We start from the raw sequence: 22,687 nt of genomic DNA, 5'->3' as shown, positions 1-22,687 counted from the left end.
GCGGCTTCGACGCATTCCCGGCCGCGCACACGGTACGCCACCACCGCGTCTGGTGGTGGCGTACCGCGTCAGCCCGGGAGTTCACGGGAGAGGGACAGGTCGAGACCGTCGAGGAGCCAGGTGTGGGCTTCGCCGGCGGTGGCGGGTTCGCCGGTCACGGTGCCGACCAGGCTCCAGTACCGGCGCAGCTGGGAACTGCGGTCGAGCGCCGAGGACTCCAGCAGGTCGCGCCGGAAGGACGGGGTGTCGCGGGCGCCCCGTGCCCTGGCGTGGACGCCGACGAAGTGGTCGACGGCACCTCCCGGCCCGGGCGGCTGCCCGGCGAGCACCAGGGGGTGGGCGATCTCGACCGCCTCGCCGATGCCGGCGAGCAGCGCGACCGCGTCGGAGACCTGCGACCGCGTGGCCCGCGTACGCGCGAGGGTTCGCCGTTGCAGATGGGGATCGTCGAGCACGAGAACCATCTCGGCGTACGCGACGACTTGCTCAGGTGTCGGCATCGCCGGCAGCGCGGGCGTGCTCATGGAGAGGAACATCTCGGTCGTATCGGCCGGCAACGGCCCGAGGTAGCACCGCTGCCAGAACGCGACCAGCGTCTGGTGTGCGGCGGGTGCGTCCTGCACCGCGGCGAGCAACTCCAGTCGCGCGGCGCGGTCCGCCGGTGCGGCTTCTTCGACCGCGCGCAGCGAGGCACGCCGCCAGGCGAGGGCCGTCAACTCGGCGTCGAGCGCGCTGCGCTCGGCGGCTGCGGCCTCCCCCACGGAACGCTCACCGTCCAGCACGGCCCTGATCGACGGCAGCCCCAGCCCGAGGCCGCGCAACTGCCGGACGAGACCGAGCCGGTCGATCACGGAGCGGTCGAAACGGCGGTGCCCTCCGGCACTGCGCGCCGCCTCCACGATCCCCTCGTCGCAGTAGAACCGGATCGTCCGTACGGACACACCCGTCGCGCGGGCCAGCTCACCGATCCCGAGTGTGCGCGGAGTCACATTGAACCTCCACTTGGGTGGAGATCCTACGGTACGGCCTTGACTCCTCCTCCTCGTGAACGAGGGGGATTCCTGGCTCACGTCGCCTGCTCCCCCGGGCGGGGGTGCAGGTCTTACACGATCAGCACCAGCCGGGTTGAAGACCAGCCCGGACGAGCATCACACGGGCGGAGTTCTTGTCCCGGGACCGGGACACTCCGCACGCGGTGCACGTATACGTTCGTTCCGAGAGAGGCAGCGCGTGCTTGGTTCTCGCTCCGCACTCTGCGCAATCCATGGTGGTGTGCGCCGGGTGCACCAGGTGCACGACCCGGCCGTGCTTGCGGCCCATCTCCACCAGTGCGGCCTTGGTGGCGCCGATCGCCGCGTCAGCGGCCTTGCGGGCCATGGCCGACTTCGCCAGAAACTTCGGGCGGAAGTCCTCAACCGCCAGGACATCATGATCACGGACCACCTTCTTGGCCCACTTGCGGGCGGTGTCCTGGCGTTGCCGGGTGATCTTCTTGTGAAGCTTGGCGGCATGACGCTTCGCTTCGCGGTATCCGTTCGATGCGGCGTGCCCGCGCTTCGGCTTCCTGCGGGCCATCATCCGCTGGTACTTCGCCAGCTTCTGCGCCGCCGTCCTCCCGTGCTGCGGGTGGGGAAGGTCGTGGTCGTCGGACGTGGTGGTGGCGGTCTCCTTCACACCCCAGTCGATGCCGATCACCCGTCCGGTGGCGGGAAGCCGCTCGGTCACGGCGGGGACGACGAAGCTCGCCTGCCAGTGCCCCACCGCATCCCGGTACACCCGCACCGAACTGGGCGCCTCGGGCAGCTCCCGCGACCACACCACGCGCACGACGATCCCGCCCGCCAGCTGCAAACGGCCGTCCTTGAGACGGAACCCGCGCCGGGTGTACTCAAGAGAGGGTCGTGCCTCCTGCTTCTTCTTGTACCTCGGCATCCCCGCCCGCTGCCGCACCGGCACCCCGGCCCTGATGTCCTTGATCGCCTTGGCCTGGGATTTGGCGAAGTCGCGGATCACCTGCTGCTGCGGAACACACGCCCCCTCCCGCAACCACGGCGTACGCGCACGGGCCCCGGTCAGCATCGCCGCAAGCTGCACCGGCCCACACGTCACCTGCTTGCCCGTCATCCGGTTGAGCTGGTGCACCTGCCGGGACTTCGCGACGCACTCGTTCCACGTCCAGCGCACCCGGCCCCACTCGGCCTCAAGAGCCACACGCGCCGTGGACGACACGCGAAGACGAAACGTGTACCGGGCATGCCCGGCCGCCTCCGCCGCCACCTCTGTCGTCATGCACCAGAACCTACCCGGGAGGACTGACAGTTGACCCCGATTGATCTTTGCCGTGTCCCTCACCAGGAGTTCTGGTGGACACCGAATCGCCCTGACGGCGATTCGGCTCTCCCTGCCCCGCTCACGCGGGAACTTCGTTTCCTCCCCCGGCTGAAGCCGGGGGTATCCACGAAGGAGTCTCAATGAACATCGACTCACTACGCCGGCAGACCGCCGCCTTCGCCGGGACCGTCGCCGGCCTGGCCCCCGATACGCCCGTGCCGACCTGCCCGGAGTGGCCGCTGCGCGTGCTCGTCGGACACATCGGCCAGTCCCACCGCTGGGCCGCCGGGATCGTCAGGACCGGCCCGCCCGCGGACATCCCGGATCCGCGCGACGCCGACCCCGGACCGCCCGCGACGTGGTCGCGCTGGCTTCTGGACAGCGCCGACGAGCTTGCCGCGGCCGTCGCATCGTGCTCGACGGACGTGTGGACCTTCATCGGCCCGCAGCCCGCGTCGTTCTGGCTCCGCCGGAACGCGAACGACACCGCGGTGCACTACGCCGACGCGGCACTGGCCGCCGGCGTCGGTTACGAGATCCCGGCCGAGCTGGCGGTCGACGCGATAGACGAGGGCCTCGAACTCCTCGCCTCGCCGGCCGGGGAGGCGCTCAAGCCCGGGCTGGCCGAACTGCGCGGTGACGGCCAGACCCTCCAGCTCCGGTCGGACGACGCGGCGTGGCTGATCACGCGGACCCCCGCCGGGGTGCGCTGGAAGCACGGGACGGGCGAGGCGGATGTCACGGTGACGGGGAGCGCGCAGGATCTCCTGCTGTGCTTCTACCGCCGCCTCACACTCGACGACGTGGACATCACCGGTGACCGCCGGCTCATGGAGCACTGGCGGGAGCACACGGCGCTGTGAACGGGGGCGCCGCCGCGGTGCTTCCACGGTGTCCTGACCGTCACGCCTCCAGCGTGCCGCTGGCCAGCCGCCAGAAGCCGCTCCGCGGCGCCCCCTCCCCTGCCTACGTCAGCAGGTGGTCGAACTCGCCGCTCTTGGCGCCGTCGAGGAACGCGGCGAGTTCGGCTCGGGTGTACATCAGCGGGGGGACGTCGGGGTTCTTGCTGTCGCGCAGGGCCACCCAGCCGCCGCCTGCGGAGGCGAGTTCCACGCAGGCGCCGTTCTCGCCGGACGCCGTCGCCCTTGTCCACGTCAGGCCGTCGGGGTTCACGGCCGGGGGTGGTGTGGGCGGGGTGGTTCCGGTCATGGTCGTTCACTCCTTTCCAGCGAGTTCGGCCAGGCGTGCCGCGGACTCACCGGGGTCGAGAGCGCCCTCCCTCAAGAGGTCGAAGGCGTGGACAAGCATGCGGGTCTGCCTGTCGCGCTCCAGGAAGTTGTTCCCGGCAGGGGATTCGACGTAGCCCACCACAGGATCGGAGGCGCTGAAGTTCAGCAGGGTGAACGCACCCAGCATGCCCGCGTGTGCGTTGGCGCCCAGGGGGTGGATCTGGAGGGTGACGTTCGGCAACTCGGCCGTACGCAGCAGGTGGGCGAGCTGATCGCGCATGACCGCCCGGCCGCCGACGGGGCGCAGCAGCGCGGCTTCGTCGATCACCGCCACCAGTTCTACGGGGTTGGATGTGGCCGTAAGTCGCTCCTGGCGCTGCATGCGCACCCGGGCGAGCCGGCCGACCTCGTCGGGCGTCTTGAGCCCGCTGCTGGAGAGGACCGCGCGCGCGTACGGCTCCGTCTGCAACAGCCCGGGCACATAGCCGAGTTCCCATGCCCGTACGGCTCGGGCGTCGTACTCCAGACCCACGTAGACCCCGAGGCCGGAGGGGAGGACGGTCTCGTACTCCGCCTGCTCCCACCAGCCGACCTCGCTGGCCGCCTTGCGGATCTCCAGCATCTTCGCGCGTTCGTCCTCGTCGGTGACCCCGTACAGATCGAGCAGGCTGCGCAGCTCGATGATCTTGGGCAGGCCCTGGCCGAGTTCGATACGGCTGATCTTGGAGTTCGAGCACTCCAGGTACGTGGCTGCGGCGAGTTGGTCGAGCCCGGCCTGTTCGCGGAGCCGGCGCAGCTCGGATCCCAGCCGGCGGCGCCGGACCGTGGGGCCGTTCGGGTTCACCTGTTCTCTCCTGCGGGGTCCTCGTCGGGTGCTTGAGGGGCGCAAGTCTGCCTTACGGCAGGCCAGTTGGTGTGCCGATCCGCCCGGCGCGGGGCCGTGCGTGCCGGAAGGCAAAAGTCGGGCTGCGTGGGCGATTTAGCCCGGTTTCGGGAGTGGGTTACCGGGAGTTCGTCACAGCGGCGTTCATCCCGTACGGAACGTGACGGAGCCCGGGAGCATGTCCAGCTCCCGGGCTCCAGCTTGCCACCCAGTTGCGCACACCGGCGGCGTTTAAGAACCGCGGGTCATGTTGAGATCGACGTGTTCTGCCTTTGAACTACAGCGCCACGAGAGAGGCGCCGGAGGGACTTGAACCCCCATCCGTCGATGTTCGCCCACGGTCGGTCGATCCGGTGTTCGGCGGCGAATGCTGAGACTGGAGCGAGAATCTGAGTTTCACGGAGCCGCCTCTGCCGGGCTTGGGCCACCCCCGCACGCGGTGCGGGGAGAGGGATTCGAACCCCCAACTGACACCCCTTATCAGCTTCAACATCAGTTTCAGCTTGCGCTCATCGCGCACCCTCCGCTCGCGACGGAGGGCGTATCTGGGGCTACCGGAAGAGGTAGCCGAATACCGCGTCGCCGACCCGCTGGTCGGTGACCTCGGTGTTGTTCGCCTCCTCGCGGGCGAACTTGACGGCCTGCTGGAGCTTCTCGACGCGGTCGAGGAGCTCGTTGACCCGCCGGGCGGGCAGCGCGCCGGAGAACTTCACCGTGGTCCAGTAACCGACCGCCACGTCCTCGTAGTACACCTCGACCTGCGCCGGGTGCTTCTCCGTGGCCTCGGCCTTCACGTGGTTGCGCGGAACCTTCTTCGTGCGGATGGTCCGCACCGGGTCCGTCTTCCACGAGTCCGTCGAGGGGTCCAGGTTCCACGACTCGGAGGCGTCGAGGCGGGCCCACTTCGGCGGGGCAGTGCGTGCGGGGAGGCGAAAGTCGGGTCGCGCGGGTGATTTGACCCGGTTTCGGGGATGGGTTACCGCGAGTTTGTCACGGCGGCGTCCGTCTCCACCGCCTCAGCCGTCCGCGCGGCGGCCGATCTGCATCCCCGGGCGGCGGCGGTGCACCGTGACGTACGCCAGGCCCTCCGGGCCCGCCGAGAGGCTGCGGGTGGAGCCGTGCGGGAGCCAGAGGAGGGCGCCTTCGGACAGGGGGCGGGGGCCATCGGGGGTGTCCAGCGCGCCGGTGCCGGTGACGACGAGGACCAGGACGTCGAGGTCGGGTTCCGCGTGGGTGTCGATGCGTGCGCGCGCGGGCAGGCGGATCAGGTTCGCGTCGAGCTGGCGGCCCGGTTCGGCCAGTTTCCACAGGACGCCGGAGGGGGCGGGGGGTTCGTCCGCGAGAGCCCGTACGTCACACAGCACGCGGGCGACCTCGGCGGGCTCGGTGACGTCGGCGGCCTCGGCGGGCCCGGTGGTCCCGGACGTCTCGGCGGGCCCGGTGGTCCCGGGCGTCTCGGCGGGCCCGGTGGTCCCGGGCGTCTCGGCGGGCCCGGTGGTCCCGGGCGTCTCGGCGGGCCCGGTGGTCCCGGCGGCGCCGGCTGCCCCGGCGGGCCCGGCTGCCTCGGCGGGGTCGGGCTGGCGGTCCGGGGGCGGTGTCTCGGGCATCGGCTGCCTCCCTGCTGCGTACGGCGAGCGCTGCCGCTCGGTCAGTCTCCGTCGTACACCAGCACCCCGCTCTCCCGTAGCCCCGCCCCCCGGCGTGGCACACCGGCGTTCGGGCGGACCGAGCCCCCGCGCCCCGCCCGCTCAGTCGCGTTTGCAGATGCGGTCCAGCAGGTTCGCCGTTGCCCGCTGGATCACCGGGTTCACGTGGTCCGGCCGGTCCAGCGCCGGGGACCACGCGAACGTGCCCGCCGCGAAGACCAGCCCGCCCGCCGGGGTCTCGTACAGCGACGTCTCCTGGTAGCGCAGCAGCCCCCGGCTGTCCGTGTACGGCGAGTGGGCCAGCAGTTTGCGGCCGGTGTGCTGCGGGAGCGGGGCGCGCGGGAAGTAGCGGTCGGCTTCGCCCGCGACCAGGCCCGGGAGTTTGTCGCCCTCGGCGGCGCCCGTCGACTCCCAGAGCCAGTGGTCCGCGTTCCGTACGACCAGCGGGCTCGGCTCCGGCACCGTCCCCACGTACTGCACGCCCAGCAACTCCTGCTCCGGCGCGCCCTGGTCGCGCCAGAGGGCCGGGCGTCCCGGGCCCTGGCGCTTGGTGCAGTGCAGCAGCCGGTCCGGCTCGCCGGCGGCGGAGGGGGCGAGGGAGACCTGCCAGTACATGGTGTTGGCGGAGAGGAACACCAGCGACGTGCCCGCGTCCCGGGCGCGTTCTGCGGCGCGGCGCATCCGCGGGGACCAGTACTCGTCGTGGCCGGGGAAGACGATGCCGCGGTAGCGCGTGGGGTCGACGCGGCCGGCGTGCAGGTCGCGGGCGTCCGCGTACGCCAGGTCGTAGCCGTAGCGCTCCGCCCAGCGGATGAAGTCGTAGGCGTGGCCGGCGTGCAGCGGCAGGCCCGCGCCCGCGTAGGGGCGGTCGAAGGAGACCGTGGTGGCCGCCTCCGCCTCGCCGAGGAGGCAGCCCTCGTCGTTCCAGGCGTGGTAGAGGCTGGCGCCCGTACGGCCGTCCTCGGGGTAGAGGTTGTACGCCTGCCACGTGACGTCCGGCAGCAGCAGGAGCAGGTCGGCGGGCTCGGTGGAGCGTACGGTGAACGGCGCGTGCGAGCGGTGGCCGTCGGCGGTGGTGAGCACCGCGACGTACGCGCCCGGGGAGAAGTGCGCCGGGATCTGCAGCCGCCAGGACAGCCACCAGTGGTGGCAGGAGACCGTGCGCCCGGCGGCCAGCGGCACCGGCTGCACGATGCCGGCGAGCCGCGGGCTGCTCGTGATCTTCGCGGCGCCCTCGCCGGCGTAGTGGCCGATGCGGTAGATGTCGACGCCGAACTGCTGCGGCGGGTCGACGGAGATGCGGAAGTCGACGGACTCGCCGGGCTCGGCGCACGAGGGCGCGGCGAAGCCCTTGATCTGCTGGAGTACGTCGTTCGCGAGGTGGACCCCGCCGTCGCCGGTGGTGCCGGCGTCGACGTACCAGGGGACGAGGCGACCGTCCTCGAAGGACGCCTCCCCGGGGTGCAGCCACGGCAGCGGGCCTGCCGCGAACGGGTCGGAGACGGCGTGCGCGAGCGCCCCGGACTCCCACCGCCGGATGCTGTCGTGAACCACGTGCCGATTCCCTCCCTCGCCCCCGCGTGGGCCGGCGAGTCCAGGACATCACATAACGCCAACGGCCCTGCACGGAACGCCCACATTCGTTCGACGTGACGCCCGTACGAGGAGGGCCGTTTCGAACGCGGAGGTCAGACCAGCAGAACCGGCTTCTCGGGCCGTACGCCCGCGGCCGTCAGCCAGGCGCGCAACGCGGTGTCGTCGCGGGTCTCGACCAGGGCGCGGACCGCCGTCGCGGGGCTGCCGCCGCGGCGGGTGCGCAGGACGGGGCCGTCCAGCCAGTCGAGCCCGGGGTTGGCGCCGGCGGTGTCGACGGCGGCGCAGCAGACCATCGCGAGGACGTGGTCCACGAGGAGTTCGCGGCCGGTACGGGGCGGGGTCAGCGGCGCCGCCGGGCCGGGCGGGGCCTGCTGCTGGGCGCGGACGAGGGCGGCGCCGATCCGGTCGGTCTCCTCCGGGCCCGCGGTGAGCCGGTCCACGACGCGGGTGAGGGTGCCGCGGTCGGGGCGGCCCGCGGGCTCCGGGCAGTCTTCGAGGCGGTCGAGCACGGCGTGCAGCCGGGCGGCCTCCAGCCGCCACTTGCGGTCCACGACCTCGTCCGGATACTGCTCCCAGCTCACCCCCGCGAACCCCGCCGCCGGCTCGCCGCCGACCACGGCGCCGGCCGCCGCGCCGCCCGGGCCGCTGAACAGCTCCGCGGCCAGCAGCGACGCCGCCTCGTCCACCATGCCGGGCTCTTCCAGCAGGTCGCAGGCGGGGCGCTCGCCGAGCCGGGTGGCGAAGCCCTCGGCGAGGCGGTCGCGGCGGGACAGCTCGGTGAGGGCGGAGACGACGCCGGCGTTGAGCCGGGAGGGCCAGCGGCCCATGCGCCAGGCGGGCAGCGCGACCCGGGTCAGCAGCCGGTCCCAGCCCGCGTACGCGAGCCCCACCTGCTCCTGCGCGACGATCCGCAGGCCGTAGTCCACGGACTGGGCGCGCTCGGCCGCGGCGGCGGCGACGGCGCGCTCCATCTCGACAGGGTGTTCGCCGCACGCGCGCAGCAGCAGCCGCGCGACGCCGGCGGTGAACCGCTGCCAGCGCCGGGCCGCGCGGGCGCGGAGTGCGGGGCGTGGCGGGCGCGCGGGGGCGTCGGCGGGGTGGGCGGGGCCGTCGGCCGGGTGGGGGCCGGGGCCGTACGGACCGGGCGGGCCGAGCGCCGCGCGGGAGGCCGTTCCGTACGGCCCCGGGCCGGCGTCGTACGTACCCGTCGCCCCGGTCTCGTACGCCGCCGCGGCCCCGGTCTCGGACGGCTCCTGCACCGCTCGCGCCGGCAGCGCCGCCGCCGCGTCCAGGGCCCGTACGAAGCGGCGCGCCGCGGCGATGTCGGGCTGGGCCGAGGCCGCCGTGCCGGCGACGACCGGGGCGAGGACCGCGCGCAGTTCGCCGACGCGCATCCACCACAGGAACGGCGAGCCGATGACGAGCACGGGCCCCTCGGGTTCCGCGGTGGCGCGCTCGACGACCTCGCGCCAGTTCGGCGCGTACGACGCCTCGGCCGACGCCTGCCGCCGGGCCGCCGCCGCGGCGGCGTGGCTCTCCGCGGCGGGCCCGCGCGGCGCGCCGAGCCCGTCACCGGCGCCGAAGACCGCGGCGTCGCCCGTACCGTACGCGCCCGGAACCCCCGCGTCCGCGGGGGCACCGGAGCCGCCGGGCCCGCGGGGCCGCAGCGCCCGTGCCACCCGTCTCCCGAAGCGGCGCAGCCAACTGCGCACCCCCGTCGGCGCCGGCGCCGGGTCCTCCAGCCAGCTGTCGCAGTCCGGCGTGAGCGCCACCGCCGCCGGCACCGGCACACCCAGCCGCTCCGCGAGGTCGCCGACGAGGCGGTACAGGTCGGGGGCGGCCCGGCGCGGCACCGGGACGGTCAGCGTGGCCGCGGGCTCCGCGCGGGAGACGGTCCGCGCGACGGCGGCGGCCAGCACGGGCACCAGGACGGCGAGCGCGGCGACGGGCCAGCGCAGCGCCGCGAGCACCCCGTCCACCCGCCCCATGGCCGAGCCGGCCAGCAGCACGACGGCCGCCGCCGCCGGCAGCAGGACGACCGCGAGGGCCGCCCCCCGTACGCGCAGGACGGCCAGGGCCCGGGAGCGGGCGGCTTGCGCACTCGCCTCCGTACCGGTCGCTGTGGACACGTCCGTACCTCACCCCCTTGGGCCGCCGACGGGCAGGGCTGCGGCCGTAACGAGACGAAACGGCCGCACTCCACCACTGTCGCACCGGCCACCGCCAGTGCAATGCCGGTAGGCCAGTTGGCCTGATCAGGCCCCCACCGCCCGGACGCGGCCGGCCGGACGGCCGGTACGTCGGGCAGGTGCACCATAGTTGGGGGGCGCGGCCACGTCAGCAGGACCGCTGTCCGGTCACCCGATGGTATGGCCTTGGGCAAAGGTCAGGACGAGGTGAAATTTCAGTCGGCGGCGGCCTCCGCGGCGCGCGCGGCGATGTCCCCGCGGTAGTGCGCACCGTCCAGCCCGATCCGCCGAATCGCCTTGTAGGCGCGGTCGCGGGCGACGGCGAGATCCGCGCCCACGGCGGTGACGCACAGCACCCGGCCGCCGGAGCTGACGACCCGGCCGGAGTCATCGAGCTCGGTACCGGCGTGCAGTACGTACGCCTCCGGGGCGTCCTCGGCCTCGACCTCGTCCAGGCCGGTGATGACGCCGCCGGTACGCGGCTTCGCCGGGTAGTCCGGGGCGGCGAGGACGACGGTGACGGCCGCGTCGTCGCTCCACACCAGCGGCGGGAACTCGGCCAGCCGGCCCTGCGCGGCGGCCCGGAGCAGCCCGGCCAGGGGGGTGCGCAGCCGGGCGAGGACGGCCTGGGTCTCGGGGTCGCCGAAGCGGGCGTTGAACTCCACGACCCGTACGCCGCGCGAGGTGAGCGCGAGACCCGCGTACAGCAGGCCGGTGAAGGGGGTGCCGCGGCGGCGCATCTCGTCGACGGTCGGCTGGAGCACGGTCTCGGCGACCTCGCCGACGAGCTTCGGGTCCGCCCACGGCAGCGGCGTGTACGCGCCCATGCCGCCGGTGTTCGGGCCGGCGTCGCCGTCGTAGGCGCGCTTGAAGTCCTGGGCGGGCGACAGCGGTACGACGCTCTCGCCGTCGGTGACCGCGAAGAGGGACACCTCGGGCCCGTCGAGGAACTCCTCGATCACCACCTGCCCGGCGGCGGTGCAGGCGCGCGCGTGCGCGCGTGCCGCCTCAAGGTCCTCGGTGACCACGACGCCCTTGCCGGCCGCGAGCCCGTCGTCCTTGACGACGTACGGCGGGCCGAACGCGTCGAGCGCCGTGTCCGCCTCCTCGGGGGTGGAGCAGACGTAGGAGCGGGCGGTGGGCACGTCGGCCTCGGCCATCACGTCCTTCGCGAACGCCTTCGACCCCTCCAGCAGGGCCGCCTCGGCGCCCGGTCCGAAGCAGTCGATGCCGCGCGCCCGTACGGCGTCGGCCGCACCCCCGACGAGCGGCGCTTCCGGGCCGACGACGACGAGGTCCGCGCCGAGGCGGGCGGCGAGGTCGGCGATGGCGTCGCCGTCGAGTACGTCCACGGCGTGCAGCGTGGCGACGGCGGCGATGCCGGCGTTGCCCGGCGCGCAGTGCAGCTCGCGGACGTCGGGGTCGAGGGAGAGGGCGCGGCACAGGGCGTGTTCGCGGGCGCCGCCGCCGATGACGAGGACCTTCACGGGAGCAGCCTAGCGGTCGGCTCCGGGGCCACCGTCCGGGTGACGCCGGTTTCGCCCCTATACCCGAGCAACCACTCCTTACGAGGGTAAATAACGCCATTTTCGGCTCGTGTCCCCTCGTACGGCGGTAGGAAGGCCGCCGCGGGCGCACCATCCGATTGCCCAGTGATCACACGGCACATGCGCCACACAGAGCACACAGATCACACCGACCCAGAAGCAAGCCAGCAGCAAGAGACCTCAAGAAGCAGGCGAGTTCGAGCGAGAGCGACGAGAGCAAGGAGTCCCGATATGAACCACTCGGAGGAAGTCAGGACGACCGGCACCGCGACCGGCGTCACCCACGAAGGCCGCGGCGGGCGCGGTCGCTTCGGCCGCAGGAACCGGGCCGGGCACGCCGGCGGCGCGGGCGGTGTCGGCGTCGGCGGCCCGGACCCCGGTCCCGGCTGCGGTCCCGGCTGCGGCCCCGGCTCCGCGGCGCGCCCCGGTGAGCTGCTGGCCCGGCCGTTCCCGCTCGGCGACTGGGGCGACCCGGCCAAGCGGCTGGACGAGCTGTACCTGTGGGCGGAGGAGGGCGCGCTGCACACCGCGCGGTCCTACCTCGACGCCCGCCGCGTCAAACGCCGCGCCGCGCGGGCGCTGCGGGCCGGGGCGGCGGTGTGCGCGACGGCGGGCGCGGCACTGCCGGTGCTCCACCTGACGGAGACGGTGCCGGACCGGTTCGCCGGCTGGGCGTTCGTGGCGCTGTTCGCGGCGCTGGCGTGCCTGGCGGCGGACCGGTTCTTCGGCGTGACGGCGGGCTGGATGCGCGACATGGCCACGGCGCAGGCGGTGCAGCGGCGGCTGGAGGCGCTCCAGTTCGACTGGGCGTCGGAGTCGGTACGGGAGGTGCTGGGCCCGACGGAGGGCACGGCGAGCGAGGCGGCGGAGCGGTGCCTCGTGGTGCTGCGGCGCTTCACCGAGGACGTGACCGAGCTGGTACGGGCCGAGACCGCGGACTGGATGGTGGCGTTCGGCGGCGGGCGCGCGGCGCTGGCGACGCAGTCGCTGGCGTGGGCCCGCTGCCCCGAAACCCAGCCCCAGGCCCGCGCCCCCCTCCCCCCGGCGGGCCTGCGCCCCACAATGCCCCGCCAACGCCCCCCGGAACCCCCGAGCCGTTGACCGGCCACGACACACCGCCCGCCGGTCCCGCCTGCGGGACCGGCTGGACCGGCTGGACCGGCTGAACCGGCTGAACCGGCTGAACCGGCGTCAACTGAAGACGATCATCGACCCCTGTGCCAGGCTCCGCGTCGCCGCCGCGTGCAGGCCCAGCCACACGTGCCGCTCCTGCGCGAAGTCCCCGCCCTCCGCCGGCGCCGTCGCCGCCGGCTCCGACAGCTCCGTCGGCCCCGGCGGCGGGGCCGGGGCCGGCGGCGGGTTGTCCGGGTCGATGCCGATCGCCGGGGCGACGGCGACGAGTTCGCGTACGAGCCCCTGCGCCGAGCCCAGCGGCCCGCCGCCCGCCAGCAGTTCCTCCGTGACCAGCGGATGCGGGAAGTCGACGGGGACGTACGCGCCGGCGTGGTCGTAGTGCCAGACCAGGTGCGACTGCTGCGCCGTGGACTCGAACATCTCCAGCAACTGCTCGTAGTCCCCGCCCAGCTCGCCGACGGGCGTGACTTCGAGCCCGCACAGTTGCAGCAGGTACGCGCGGCGCAGGAAGTGCAGCGCGTCGTAGTCGAAGCCGGCGACCGGGGCGACGTCCCCGGAGAGGCCCGGCATGTAGCTCTGCACGGGCACCGGCGGCAGCCCCGCCTGCGCCAGCGCGGCGTCGTAGGCGGCGATCTCCTCGGCGAAGGGGTTGTCGGGGCTGTGGCACAGCACGTCGACGAGGGGCACCAGCCACAGGTCGCAGGCCAAGCGGTACGCTCCTTAACTGCGCGGGTCCGGCTCAGCGTAACCGGAGACCGCGGCCCGGCAGCACCCCCCGGCCGGGTACCGCGCCCGCCTGGGCCGGGTCTCGGCCACCGGGCCGTGCGGTGCGGGGCGTCAGCCGCCCGCGAGCCGTTCGATCAGCTCCAGCGAATGCCGGTTGTACGTGCGTACGACCTCCTCGGCGGCGGCCACGTCGCGCCGCTCTATGGCCTCGACGAGCTGCATGTGCCCCTGCCAGAACGTGCCGGGCACGCGGTTCTCGCACTCCTCGCGCAGATACGGCACGGCGAACACCCAGCAGTGGATCCGTACCCGCTCCAGGAACTCGGTGATGTAGTCGTTGCCGACGAGGCTGGTGATCTCGCGCCAGAAGCGCAGGTCGTAGTGGACGAGCACGTCGAGGTCCCCGGCCTTCGCCGCCCGCTCGGCCTCCTCGCCGCGGCGCCGCATCGCGGCCAGCGCGCCCGGCCGGGGGGCGACGGTGTGCGGGGGGCTGGCGCGGAAGACGCCCATCTCGACGAGGGTGCGGGCGTCGGCCATGGCGCGGTAGTCGTCGAGGGTGAAGGCGTGCACGCGGTAGCCGCGGTGCTGCTCGACGTCGAGGAGGCCCTGGGCGGACAGGTCGACCAGGGCCTCGCGTACGGGGGTTGCGGAGACCCCGTACTGCTCCGCTATCTCGCCGACCGTGATGTGCTGCCCGGCCGCGAGCCGGCCGGCCAGGATCTCGTCGCGCAGGGCGTCGGCGATCTGTGCACGCAGCGTGTCGCGCCGGACCACGGCTCCTGCGGGGGTCATGCGGTGGGCCTTCCTGATGGGGGATGCCCCCACACGATAAGCGCACCGGGTGGCGGTGATCGACAGCATGCTGTCCTTTTGCCAGCATGCTGTCGGGACGGAACCGCGGGCCCGGGGTGCGCGGAAACGGTTCACCTGGCCGTCTGCGCGTAAGCGGCCGAAAACCGACGGAGCGGGAGGCGGCGGACCATGCGCGAGGACACCGGCGGCGGCGTGGCGGGTGTGACGGGCGCGGCGGATGTGGCGGACGAGGACGACCTGACGGCACCCGGCACCGCCGCACTCCTCGACGCGACGGCGCTCCTCGACGCCACCGCGCTCCTCGACGCCACCGCCGCCGTCGCGGTCCGCCTCGGCGGCCAGTTCCTCGCGCGCGGCGACCGGTTGGCTGCCCCCGCCGGGCTGACCGCGGCGCGCCGGCAGGTGCTGGACGCGGTCCGCCGCGAGCCGCGGCCCGTCGCCGGCGTGGCGCGCGGCATGGGGGTGGCCCGGCAGAGCGTGCAGCGGATTGCGGACGCGCTGGTGGCGGGCGGGCTCGCGGCGTACGAACCGAACCCCGCGCACCGCCGCGCCAAGCTGCTCCGCCCCACGCCCGCGGGGCGGCGGGCGCTGGCCCGGCTGGGGCCGGGGCACGCGGAGTTCGCCGGCCGGCTCGCGCACCGGCTGGGCGGGGAGGAGGGGTTGGGCGAGTCGCTGACGGCGCTGCGGCGGCTGTCGGCGGCGCTGGAGGCGCTGCAGGCGGAGGACGCGGTGGCGGCGGAGGAGGCGGAGGCCGGCGGGGATGCCGGTGAAGAGACGGGGAAACCTCACTCCGACACAGCCGTTGACCTGGCCGGGAACCCGGCGGCGCCGAGGCGGCGCAAGACCCGTACCGGCCAATGATCCGCCCCGCGCCGGGATCACCGCCCCACGACGATGGTGTGACAGCACCGCAACGACAATCGCGCCCCCCTCATCCCGGCCCCCGGTCACCGCCTACGCTCTACCGGTAGACCACGGGGGTGGGGGGAACGGAGAGCGTGGAACCGCTGACGTCGCAGGATCCACCACGAATAGGGGCGTACCGGCTGCTGGGCAGGCTCGGCAGCGGCGGCATGGGCCGGGTCTACCTCGGCCGCACCGCGGGCGGCAGGACGGTGGCCGTCAAGCTCGTCAAGCCGGAGCTGGCCGCCGAGGAGGAGTTCCGCGCCCGCTTCCGTACGGAGGTGCACGCCGCGCAGCGCGTCGGCGGCACCTGGACGGCGCCCGTACTCGACGCCGACACCGAGGCGCCGGTGCCGTGGGTGGCCACGGGGTACGTCGCGGGGCCGACGCTCCAGGAGGTCGTCGAGCGGTACGGGCCGCTGCCGCCGGAGTCGCTGTTCCCGCTCGCGTACGGGCTGGCCTGCGCACTCCGCGACGTCCACGCGGCCGGGCTGGTGCACCGCGACCTCAAGCCGTCCAACGTGCTGGTCACCATCGAGGGCCCGCGCGTCATCGACTTCGGCATCGCCCGCGCGCTGGACTCGCTGTCCGACGGCACGGTGACGCGCACCGGCATCGTCGTCGGCTCGCCGAGCTTCATGTCCCCGGAGCAGATCATCGGGGCGGACGTGTCGGCGCTGAGCGACGTCTTCTGCATGGGCGGGCTGCTGGCGTACGCGGCCACCGGGCGGGCGCCGTTCGGGTCGAGTTCGTCGGGGATGCACGCGGTGATGTTCCGCGTCGTCCAGGAGGAACCGGATCTGGCGGGCGTGACGGACCCGGCGCTGCACGGCCTCATTTCCAGCTGCCTGGCCAAGCACCCGGCGGACCGCCACACGACGGACCAGCTCGTCAGGCTGACGGGCCCCCCGCCCCCGGAGTCGGCCTGGCTCCCGGCCCCGCTGATAGCCGACCTGGGCCGCCAGGCGGTCCGCCTCCTGGACACGGACACGCCTCCGGCGTGGGGCGGGGCGGAGAGCGCCGGGGCGACCGCCGCCGGAGCCGCGTGGGCTGGGCCGACGGGCGCGGGGGTGGCGGGTACCGAAGGCCCCGGAGCCGCGGGCGGTTCAGCCGTCGGCGGGACACCCACCGGGACCGGGACCCCCCGGGACCCCGGCGCGGAGCGCCGCGGAGGGGCTGCAGACGGAACAAACAGAGCGGGCGGCCACCCGACGCCCGCCGCAGGCGCGGCGGCGGATCGGACATCCGGCGCGGAGCGCCGGGGGCCGGGCAATGCGGCGGGCGACCGCGCGGCGACCGCCGCAGGCGGGTCCTGGCCCCGCGCCGCCGACGCGGGGGCCGAGGACGTCACCGTCCGGCGGACCGCGGTCGGCGCGCAGCCGCCGGCCGGGGTGCGGGGTCCCGGGGCGGAGCCCCGGGTTTCGGGAAGGGGCGGGGACGGGGAGAACTCCGCCCCGCCCCGCCGTCGGCGCTCCCGGCGCCGCCCCCGCGCCCGGCTGTTCGCCGCGCTCGCCGTCCTCCTCGCCGCCGGCGTCGCCGTGCCCGTCGCCCTCGCCACCCAACGCGACGACGGCACCCCCGCCGGAACCCCCCGCTCCGACGTCCCCGACCGCTACCTCGGCGCCTGGCTCGGCACCCAGCTCCGCGACGGCGAACCCACCGGCACGTACCGCCAGTTCACGATCCGCCCCGGCAAGAAAGGCGAGGTCGCGGCCGCCAGCATCGTGCTGACCGGCACGTCGCAGTGCACCAGCGAGGGCACCCTGACCGCCACCGCCAAGGGCCTGCACTTCGACACCAAGGTCATCGAGTCCGCCCCCGCCGGCGAATGCACCCCCGCCGGCGGGGCAACGCTCACGTACGCCGACGGCGCCCTGCGCTGGCGCGCCGACGACGGCCGCACCGCCGAGCTGACCAAGGTCGAGCCCCGCGACCGCCGCGTGCCGCGCGAGCTGCTGGGCCGCTGGCAGCGGCCGGCCGGCTCCGGCACGCAGGTGATGCGGGTCGTGCAGGCCGCGCCGGGGCAGATCGCGGTGCGGTTCACGACCCGTACCCCGGACGGCAACACCTGCCAGGCAAAAGCAGACTTCGTCGGCGTCGACCAGCGCGACGACCGCCTGCTGCTCGGCCCGTCCGAGATCACCTCCGTCACGGGCCCGAAGGCCCCCGAAGACTCCGGGGACTCCGGGGACTCCGGGGACTCCGGGGACTCCGGGGACTCCGGGGACTCCGGGAATCCCGACGCCGAAGAGACCGCCGACGGCCTCGGCGACGACACCGCCGGCCGGCTCGGCGGCCCGTGCGTGCCGGGGTTCTCGTCCGCGATGCAGGCGACCGCCGACGGCTCCGTGCTGGACCGCCAGTTCCTCGGCGGCCAGCAGCGCACCCGGCACTACACACGGGCGGACGGTTCGCCTGCCGACCCGGCACAATAGGCTCGCTCGACGAGGGGGGAAAGGGGGCAGCATGGACAGCCTCGGACCGGACGATCCGCGCCGCGTCGGCTCGTACCAACTGCTCGGACGGCTCGGCGAGGGCGGCATGGGACGTGTCTATCTCGCCCGCTCCGAACGCGGCAGGACCGCCGCGGTGAAGCTGGTCAAGGCGGAATTGGCCCGCCAGCCGGAGTTTAGAACGCGATTCGCACAGGAGATCACCGCCGCGCGCCGGGTGGGCGGTGAGTGGACCGCGCCCGTGCTCGACGCCGACACCGAGGCCGCGACGCCGTGGGTGGCCACCGGGTACGTCGCCGGCCCCTCGCTGCACGAGGTCATCGCCAGGGACCACGGCCCGCTGCCCGACGCCTCCGTGCGCGCGCTGGCCGGCGGGCTGGCGCGCGCGTTGCAGGCGATCCACGCCGCCGGGCTCGTCCACCGCGACCTCAAGCCGTCCAACATCCTCGTCACCATCGACGGGCCGCGGGTCATCGACTTCGGCATCGCCCGCGCGCTGGACTCGGTCACCGCCGCCGGCGACGGGCTCACCCGTACCGGCGCGGTCATCGGCTCGCCCGGCTTCATGTCACCCGAGCAGGTACGCGGCCTGCGGGTCACGGTGGCGAGCGACGTGTTCTGCCTGGGTACCGTGCTGGCGTTCGCGGCGACCGGGCGGATGCCGTTCGGTACGGACGACAGCGGCGCGCACGCGCTGATGTTCCGCATAGCCGCCGAGGAGCCGGAACTGTCGGGCATCGACGGCGAGTTGCGCACGCTGATAGAGCGCTGCCTCGCCAAGGAGCCGGACGCGCGCCCGCAGGTCGACGAGCTGGTGGCGCTGACGGAGGAGGCGACGCAGGTCAAGCCGTGGCTGCCGGGGGCGCTGCTGGAGCTGCTGGCGCGGCGGGCGGTGGAGCTGCTGGACGCGGAGACCCCGCAGACCGCGGGCGGAACCGCCGGGATCACGGGAACCGCCGGAACCGCCGGGCCTCCCGGCCCCGCCCCGGCGTACGGGCCGCCGCCCACGGGCGCCGCCCCCGGCCCGTACGGGCAGACCGGCCTGCAGCCGCAGCACCCCCAGCCCTACGGCACCCCGCCCCACGGCCCCCACACCCCGCCGCAGCAGCACCGCCCCGCCTACGGCGCCGCCGCGCCCACCGCGCGCCCGGCGCCCTACGGCGCCCCGGCGCCCCCCTACGGCCAGACCGGCTACGCGCAGACCGGCTGGCAGACCCCGCGCCCGCCGCTGCCGGGCCGCCCGCGCCGGGTGCGGTCCATCGCCACGGCGCTCCAGGTGATGCTGGGCGTGTACGCGGCGTACGTCTGCCTCCAGGTCATCCAGGAGTTCAACCTCCTGGTCACGTTGAGCGAGGACGGCGCCGACACCTGGTACATGGCCGAGGACCTCGACCGGATGGAGAACCTCACCGCCGGCAACCTGCTGCTGCTCATCGTGTGCGGCGTGCTGTGGTCGGTCTGGTTCTTCCGGCTGCGCAACAACGCCGAGGCGTTCGCCCCGGGCCAGACGCGCTACTCGTCCGGGATGGCCATCGGCTCCTGGTACATCCCGGTCGCCCAGTTCTGGATCCCCCTCCAGATCGCCAACGACATCTTCCGGATCAGCAGCCCCTACCCGCCGCACGCGCGCCCGCCCGCCGGCTACGGCCGGCGGCCCGTGACGTACGGGAAGGGCGTGCTGAACTGCTGGTGGGCCGCATGGATCACCACCCTGGTGCTCGGCCTGGTCACGGCGGAGAACTGGGAGGTCGGCAGCTCGACCACCGATGCGGTCCGGATCGTGCTGTTCGACGTGCTGTTCTCGTTCGTGCTGATCACGACGAGCGTCCTGGCGCTGCTCACGGTGCAGCAGTTGACGACGCTCCAGGAGCAGCGCCTCAAGGGAACGGTCTGACGGCTGACAGGCTTAGCGGCACGCTCAGAGGAACGAGTTGATCTGGATCGTCTCGTCCCGCCCGGGACCGACGCCGATCGCCGAGACCGGCGCGCCCGACATCTCCTCCAGCGCCTTGACGTAGGCCTGCGCGTTCTTCGGCAGCTCGTCGAAGGACTTGGCCTTCGAGATGTCCTCGGACCAGCCGGGCAGCATCTCGTACACGGGCGTGGCGTGGTGGAAGTCGGTCTGGCTGTACGGCAGTTCCGTCACCCGGCGGCCCTCGATCTCGTACGCGACGCAGACCGGGATGCGCTCCCAGCCGGTGAGGACGTCGAGCTTGGTGAGGAAGAAGTCCGTCAGGCCGTTGACGCGGGTCGCGTAGCGGGCGATCACCGCGTCGAACCAGCCGCAGCGCCGGTCCCGGCCGGTGGTCACGCCGCGCTCGCCGCCGATGGTGCGCAGCCGGTCGCCGTCCTCGTCGAAGAGTTCGGTCGGGAACGGTCCGGCGCCGACGCGCGTTGTGTACGCCTTGAGGATGCCGATGACCCGGCTGATCCGCGTGGGGCCGACGCCGGCTCCCGTGCAGGCGCCCCCCGCGGTCGGGTTGGACGACGTGACGAAGGGGTACGTGCCGTGGTCGACGTCGAGGAGCGTGCCCTGCCCGCCCTCGAAGAGGACGACCTTCCCGGCGTCGATGGCCTCGTTGAGCACGAGGGTGGTGTCGGCGACGTACGGGCGCACTTGCTCCGCGTAGCCGAGGAGCTGCTCGACGACGGCGTCGGGGCGGATGGCGCGGCGGTTGTAGAGCTTGGCGAGGACCTGGTTCTTCTGGTCCAGCGCCGCGTCGACCTTCTGCCGCAGGATCGACTCGTCGAAGAGGTCCTGCACCCGGATCCCGACGCGGTTGATCTTGTCGGCGTAGGCCGGGCCGATGCCGCGCCCGGTGGTGCCGATCTTGCGCGTGCCGAGGAACCGTTCCGTCACCTTGTCGAGGTCGGTGTGGTACGCCGTGATGAGGTGCGCGTTCCCGCTGAGGAGCAGCTTGGACGTGTCCACGCCGCGCTGCTGCAGCGCGCTCAGCTCGCTGAGCAGCACCTCGGGGTCGACGACCACGCCGTTGCCGATCACCGGCGTACAGCTCGGCGACAGGATGCCCGACGGCAGCAGGTGCAGCGCGTACTTCTGATCGCCGACCACCACCGTGTGCCCGGCGTTGTTCCCGCCCTGGAAGCGGACCACGTAGTCCATCGAGCCGCCGAGCAGATCGGTGGCCTTCCCCTTGCCTTCGTCACCCCACTGAGCACCGACCAGCACAAGTGCGGGCACAGGCGTACACCCCTTCCGGGCGGGGCATGTCCAACGTGCGGTGCGCCGTGCACCGGGGATCGGACCGGGCCCCGGATAGACGAAGCCCCTGGCACAAGTGCGACAGGGGCTCTTGCACCGAGAGATTACCTGAGGAAGGACCGTGGTGTCGGCTCCAGACCCCACCGGGCGCTCATTGCTCGTGCTCATCGACCCCGCTGCACGGCGGGCGGACGGGGAAGCCGTACGGATCGCGAGGGACGTGCTCTCCGCGGCGGCGGCCACGAAGATCTGCGTGCCGGAGACCGAGCCGGAACTGGCCCGCGCCCTGGCCCGCCGGGGCGGGCGGCGGCCGGTGGTCATCGGTGACGACAGAGCGTTCCTGAGAGTGGTGGGCGAGCTGCGCCGCCAGGAGACGCTGGCGGACGCCCCGCTGTCGCTGGTCCCGGTGGGTACGGCACGGAGCCTGGCGGCGACGCTGGGGGTGCCGACGGGCACGGTGGACGCGGCCAGGACGGTGCTGGACGGCGAGGAGCGCCGGCTGGGCCTGCTGGTGGACGACGGCGGCGGGGTGGTATTGGACGCGCTGCGCCTGCCGGCGGAGTCGGCGGACGGCGCGGGCGCGGACGGCGCGGAGTGGCCGGGCAGCGCGGAGTGGCCGGGCAGCGCGGGTCCGCCGGACGGCGACCGGCCGGGGGCAGGGCCCCGGCCGCGGACGGGCAGCCGGAGGCCGGGGGCCGGGGGCGCGCAGGGCGGCGGCCCCGGGGCCACGTCGGGCGGCGGCCCCGGGGGCAGGCCGAGCGGCGGCCCGCCCGGCGCCCAGGGCGTGGGCGCGTCCGGCGGGCTGGGCGGCGGGCTGGGCGGCGGCCTGGCGGGGCTGACCCAGCGGGTGAGCGCGGGAGCGGCCGGCGCCGGCCGGCGCTGGACCCCGGCGGCGCGCCTGCGGGCACTGGCGGCACGGGCGGCGGCGGCACGAGCGGCGGGCCAGCGCCCCAGCGGCGACCCGGTCCCCGGCCCGGTACCGGGCCGGCCACCGATGGTCACGAAGTGGGGCGCGGAGGACGCGACGGGCGGCTGGGAGTCGGGCGGCGCGGAACACCGCTCGCCGACGGACACCGACGAAGAGCCGGCCCCGGCCACCCCGCCCGGCTTCCGCCTGCGCGTGGAGGCGGACGGAGTGCTGCTGGCGGACCTGGACGGCACGACGGCGCAGGTCAGGGTCGTCACGGACCCGACGAGCGGACTCGCCCAGGTGGTGATCCGCCCCCGCGGAGGCCACGACCCGCTGCACGCAGAGGCCCGTAGCGTACGAGTCTGGGGCAGCGACTTCCGCTACCGCGCAGACGCCCTCCTCAGCCAACCGGTAAGCCAACGCACCTGGACCGCCCACCCCAACGCCTGGAGCCTGATCACCGCCCCGACCCGCTGACCGGCCGGAGGCACTCCGCACGCCTGGCGCCAGAACAGCCACCACCGCCTCGCCGTGCGTGTGGCTTGCCCTAAGGAGACGGATGGTGTCCCGCGGGGAGGTGCAGGGGACCCGGCGCCATGACTTCCGCGGATCGTGGTCCCGCCGCTGGGCTCGCCGGAGACGTGGCCGGCACTCCCGCCGCGCGCAAAGCGTGAATGTGCCGCGGACAGCGTGGAGCCGGTGTTCGGACTCGGGACAGTCGTGCTCGGGGTGTGCGTTGCCTGCACCATGCCGTGGGACACGACCTGTCGGGTGGGCCCGGCTGGGGGTGGTACGGCGCAACGGCGGCCTGCATCGCGGGGGTTGCCCGGGTCGGCGGGTGACCCCGCAGGGCGGATGGGCGCGGTGTCGGGGTGGGCGTCGTGCGCGTAGGGCTGGGGCGACGGGGGTTGTGAGCATCGGCCCTCCCGGGCCGCACTGCTCCGTTCCCCAGGAGTGCCGCACTCCCGCTTCGCCGGCGATGTCACGGAGCAGGCGGNGATCCGCCCTCGTATCGCGCCCGCACCGCCTGCGGAGGGCGCCTTCCGCCCCGAGCGGCGCCGAACCCGCCCCCACCCCGCCGCTCCCTACGACGACGGAGGGTCA

At 74.1% G+C, this 22,687-nt stretch carries 15 protein-coding genes and 3 pseudogenes; 6 read left to right on the top strand and 12 right to left on the bottom strand.

Features of this window, described 5'->3' with window-relative positions; genetic code table 11:
* Window positions 1–68: 68 nt before the first annotated feature.
* Both B124_RS29365 and B124_RS29360 read right to left on the bottom strand, forming a co-directional pair.
* Window positions 69–989 (bottom strand): helix-turn-helix domain-containing protein, encoded by a 921-nt coding sequence (locus B124_RS29365; RefSeq protein WP_496506041.1) that lies wholly within the window; start codon window positions 987–989, stop codon window positions 69–71.
* 105 nt (window positions 990–1,094) lie between these two features.
* Window positions 1,095–2,289 (bottom strand): annotated as a pseudogene (locus tag B124_RS29360) (RNA-guided endonuclease InsQ/TnpB family protein); the annotation flags it as partial.
* 182 nt (window positions 2,290–2,471) lie between these two features.
* Between B124_RS29360 and B124_RS29355 the strand changes: the two are divergent.
* Window positions 2,472–3,194, top strand: coding sequence for a maleylpyruvate isomerase family mycothiol-dependent enzyme (locus B124_RS29355; RefSeq protein WP_496506015.1), 723 nt, complete (start codon window positions 2,472–2,474; stop codon window positions 3,192–3,194).
* Window positions 3,195–3,297: 103 nt separating this feature from the next.
* On the opposite strand, the gene B124_RS29350 is transcribed toward B124_RS29355, so the two are convergent.
* From B124_RS29350 to purD, 7 genes and pseudogenes are all read right to left on the bottom strand, one after another.
* Complete coding sequence (locus tag B124_RS29350; protein ID WP_496506014.1) at window positions 3,298–3,540, bottom strand: DUF397 domain-containing protein; 243 nt, start codon at window positions 3,538–3,540, stop codon at window positions 3,298–3,300.
* A gap of 6 nt (window positions 3,541–3,546) precedes the next feature.
* Window positions 3,547–4,404: a helix-turn-helix domain-containing protein gene (locus B124_RS29345; protein ID WP_496506013.1), complete on the bottom strand. Its 858-nt coding sequence runs from the start codon at window positions 4,402–4,404 to the stop codon at window positions 3,547–3,549.
* Between the two features lie 590 nt (window positions 4,405–4,994).
* Window positions 4,995–5,336 (bottom strand): annotated as a pseudogene (locus B124_RS29340) (DUF7873 family protein); the annotation flags it as partial.
* Window positions 5,337–5,459: 123 nt separating this feature from the next.
* On the bottom strand, window positions 5,460–5,807 hold the full coding sequence (locus B124_RS29335; protein ID WP_496506040.1) for a cupin domain-containing protein: 348 nt from the start codon (window positions 5,805–5,807) through the stop codon (window positions 5,460–5,462).
* 384 nt (window positions 5,808–6,191) lie between these two features.
* Window positions 6,192–7,643, bottom strand: coding sequence for a N,N-dimethylformamidase beta subunit family domain-containing protein (locus tag B124_RS29330; RefSeq protein WP_496506012.1), 1,452 nt, complete (start codon window positions 7,641–7,643; stop codon window positions 6,192–6,194).
* Between the two features lie 134 nt (window positions 7,644–7,777).
* Complete coding sequence (locus B124_RS29325) at window positions 7,778–9,814, bottom strand: hypothetical protein (protein ID WP_496506011.1); 2,037 nt, start codon at window positions 9,812–9,814, stop codon at window positions 7,778–7,780.
* Window positions 9,815–10,089: 275 nt separating this feature from the next.
* On the bottom strand, window positions 10,090–11,361 hold the full coding sequence (purD, locus tag B124_RS29320) for a phosphoribosylamine--glycine ligase (protein ID WP_496506010.1): 1,272 nt from the start codon (window positions 11,359–11,361) through the stop codon (window positions 10,090–10,092).
* A 291-nt stretch (window positions 11,362–11,652) separates the two neighbouring features.
* On the opposite strand from purD, the gene B124_RS29315 reads away from it, so the two are divergent.
* On the top strand, window positions 11,653–12,522 hold the full coding sequence (locus tag B124_RS29315) for an SLATT domain-containing protein (RefSeq protein ID WP_496506009.1): 870 nt from the start codon (window positions 11,653–11,655) through the stop codon (window positions 12,520–12,522).
* Window positions 12,523–12,612: 90 nt separating this feature from the next.
* Here the strand turns inward: B124_RS29315 and B124_RS29310 are convergent, their stop codons facing one another.
* Complete coding sequence (locus tag B124_RS29310) at window positions 12,613–13,263, bottom strand: putative DNA-mimic protein (protein ID WP_496506008.1); 651 nt, start codon at window positions 13,261–13,263, stop codon at window positions 12,613–12,615.
* 129 nt (window positions 13,264–13,392) lie between these two features.
* Window positions 13,393–14,073 carry a GntR family transcriptional regulator gene (locus B124_RS29305; protein ID WP_496506007.1) on the bottom strand — a complete coding sequence of 227 codons (681 nt, stop codon included), beginning with the start codon at window positions 14,071–14,073 and terminating at the stop codon, window positions 13,393–13,395.
* Between the two features lie 189 nt (window positions 14,074–14,262).
* On the opposite strand from B124_RS29305, the pseudogene B124_RS29300 reads away from it, so the two are divergent.
* The 3 genes and pseudogenes from B124_RS29300 to B124_RS29290 form a co-directional block, all read left to right on the top strand.
* A pseudogene (locus B124_RS29300) lies at window positions 14,263–14,841 on the top strand (MarR family winged helix-turn-helix transcriptional regulator); the annotation flags it as partial.
* 251 nt (window positions 14,842–15,092) lie between these two features.
* A complete protein-coding gene (locus B124_RS29295; protein ID WP_496506006.1) occupies window positions 15,093–17,432 on the top strand; it encodes a serine/threonine-protein kinase in 2,340 nt (779 codons plus the stop codon).
* Window positions 17,433–17,463: 31 nt separating this feature from the next.
* Window positions 17,464–19,344, top strand: a complete 1,881-nt coding sequence (locus tag B124_RS29290) for a protein kinase domain-containing protein (RefSeq protein WP_496506005.1) — start codon at window positions 17,464–17,466, stop codon at window positions 19,342–19,344.
* A 24-nt stretch (window positions 19,345–19,368) separates the two neighbouring features.
* Here the strand turns inward: B124_RS29290 and B124_RS29285 are convergent, their stop codons facing one another.
* A complete protein-coding gene (locus tag B124_RS29285; protein ID WP_496506004.1) occupies window positions 19,369–20,652 on the bottom strand; it encodes an adenylosuccinate synthase in 1,284 nt (427 codons plus the stop codon).
* A 145-nt stretch (window positions 20,653–20,797) separates the two neighbouring features.
* On the opposite strand from B124_RS29285, the gene B124_RS29280 reads away from it, so the two are divergent.
* Window positions 20,798–22,060 carry a diacylglycerol kinase family protein gene (locus B124_RS29280; RefSeq protein WP_496506003.1) on the top strand — a complete coding sequence of 421 codons (1,263 nt, stop codon included), beginning with the start codon at window positions 20,798–20,800 and terminating at the stop codon, window positions 22,058–22,060.
* Window positions 22,061–22,687 lie beyond the last annotated feature (627 nt).

The organism is Streptomyces sp. CNP082, from assembly GCF_059570535.1.
Note: the sequence above shows the minus strand (reverse complement) of the source record. Positions and strands in the feature narration are given on the sequence as shown.

Bases quoted from the DNA above. Each gene is read 5' to 3' on its own strand.
- B124_RS29355 (WP_496506015.1), top strand. From the start codon at position 2,472: ATGAACATCGACTCACTACGCCGGCAGACCGCCGCCTTCGCCGGGACC.
- B124_RS29350 (WP_496506014.1), bottom strand. From the start codon at position 3,540: ATGACCGGAACCACCCCGCCCACACCACCCCCGGCCGTGAACCCCGAC.
- B124_RS29315 (WP_496506009.1), top strand. From the start codon at position 11,653: ATGAACCACTCGGAGGAAGTCAGGACGACCGGCACCGCGACCGGCGTC.
- B124_RS29305 (WP_496506007.1), bottom strand. From the start codon at position 14,073: ATGACCCCCGCAGGAGCCGTGGTCCGGCGCGACACGCTGCGTGCACAG.
- B124_RS29290 (WP_496506005.1), top strand. From the start codon at position 17,464: ATGGACAGCCTCGGACCGGACGATCCGCGCCGCGTCGGCTCGTACCAA.